Annotated in this window: 3 protein-coding genes; all 3 read right to left on the minus strand. The window is 64.0% G+C overall.

The annotated features are described in order from the left end of the window. A partial coding sequence (dapF, locus tag EOC06_RS37165; RefSeq protein WP_128310110.1) for a diaminopimelate epimerase occupies positions 1 to 694 on the minus strand: 694 nt, incomplete at its 3' end. Positions 695 to 789: 95 nt separating this feature from the next. Then, positions 790 to 951: a DUF1328 family protein gene (locus EOC06_RS37170; RefSeq protein WP_013528842.1), complete on the minus strand. Its 162-nt coding sequence runs from the start codon at positions 949 to 951 to the stop codon at positions 790 to 792. An 83-nt stretch (positions 952 to 1,034) separates the two neighbouring features. After that, the coding region (locus EOC06_RS37175) for an MBL fold metallo-hydrolase (RefSeq protein WP_245470429.1) at positions 1,035 to 1,475 on the minus strand (441 nt) is incomplete at its 5' end.

Consider the following 1,475-nt stretch of genomic DNA (forward strand, 5'->3'; position numbering starts at 1 on the left):
CGGCCGCGCAGGCGGCCGAGCCGCAGGCCTTGGTCAGTCCGGCGCCGCGCTCCCAGGTGCGGATGATCATGGTTTCGGGCGAAGTAACCTGAGCGATGGTGATGTTGGCGCGCTCGGGGAACATCGGATGGTTCTCGAGCAGCGGGCCGAAGCGGTCGAGCTCATAGGACCAGACGTCATTGTCGACCCAGAAGATGGCGTGCGGATTGCCCATCGAGACGACCGAGGGGGAATGCAGCACCGGCGCGTCGATCGGGCCGATCTGCAGCTCGATCATGCGGGTGTCGCGGAATTCCTCGGCCAGCGGGATATCCTGCCAGCCGAAGCGTGGCGTGCCCATATCGACCGAGATCGAGCCGTCGGCATGTTCGCGCGCATTGAGGATGCCCGCCACGGTTTCGAAGGTGAAGATCTTCTGGCCGGTCTCGGCGGCGAGCGCCTGGACGACGCAGCGCATGCCATTGCCGCAGGCCTGCGCGCCAGTTCCGTCGGAATTCAATATGTCGATGAAAAAGGCGGTGCCCGGCGTCCTTGCGTCGTGGATCGCCATGATCTGGTCGAAGCTGGTCGCGGCATCGGCGTTCAGCGCAATCGCCGCCGCCCCCGTCACTCGATCGGCACGGCCGCGCATATCGGCAACGATGATCTCGTTGCCGATGCCGTTCATCTTGGCGAAAGGGGCAGTGCTGGCCATTGCTCCGGAAATTCCGTGTCCGTTTGGCGCTATATGGCGGAAACGGGCAGGAATTACCAGTGCGCAGCCGCTTGGTCACGGCGAAAGCGCCGGACTCACGTGACGGCGAAAATGCCCAGCACCACCAGCAGGAAGATGATCAGAACGATGCCGATAAGGATGCGCGCGCCGGTGGCGGCAGCACCTGCCAGCGCCGGCATGCCGAGCAGGCTCGCCGCCGCGGCGACGATCAGGAGGATGATGATCCATTTGAGCATGGCGATGCCTCGCAACCCGACAGATTTTTCAACCGCATGAAAACGCTGTTGCCGCGCTGGGGTTCCGTCGAAACCGATGCGGATCAGGGCACTATGTGCTCCGGTACATCCCATACCTCGCCCGGCCGCAAGGCGCGAAAGCGCTGCCGTGGGATGCCTTGATCGTCAAGCGCCTCGGTCAATTTGCGCGCCGGCTCGTCGATCGGCTCGTCAGTGAGCTGGAAAGTTCCCCAATGACAGCCGGCGGCATGGGCGGCATTGCACAGTGTCATGCCTTGCACGGCTTCCCAGGGGTTCTGGTGCTGCGGCGCCATGAACCAGCGCGGCTCATAGGCGCCGATCGGCAGGATGGCGAAGCGGAAACCGCCATGTTTCTCAGCCATCAGCCGGTAGTTGATGCCATTGTGAAAGCCGGTGTCACCGGCGAAATAGAGCTTGCTGTCAGGCGTTTCGACGACGAAGCCGGCCCAAAGCGCCATGCGCCGGTCGCGGGCGCCACGCGCCGACCAGTGATGCACCGGCTC

It is taken from the genome of Mesorhizobium sp. M7A.F.Ca.MR.362.00.0.0 (assembly GCF_004023175.1).
In the GTDB taxonomy this organism is placed as follows: domain Bacteria; phylum Pseudomonadota; class Alphaproteobacteria; order Rhizobiales; family Rhizobiaceae; genus Mesorhizobium.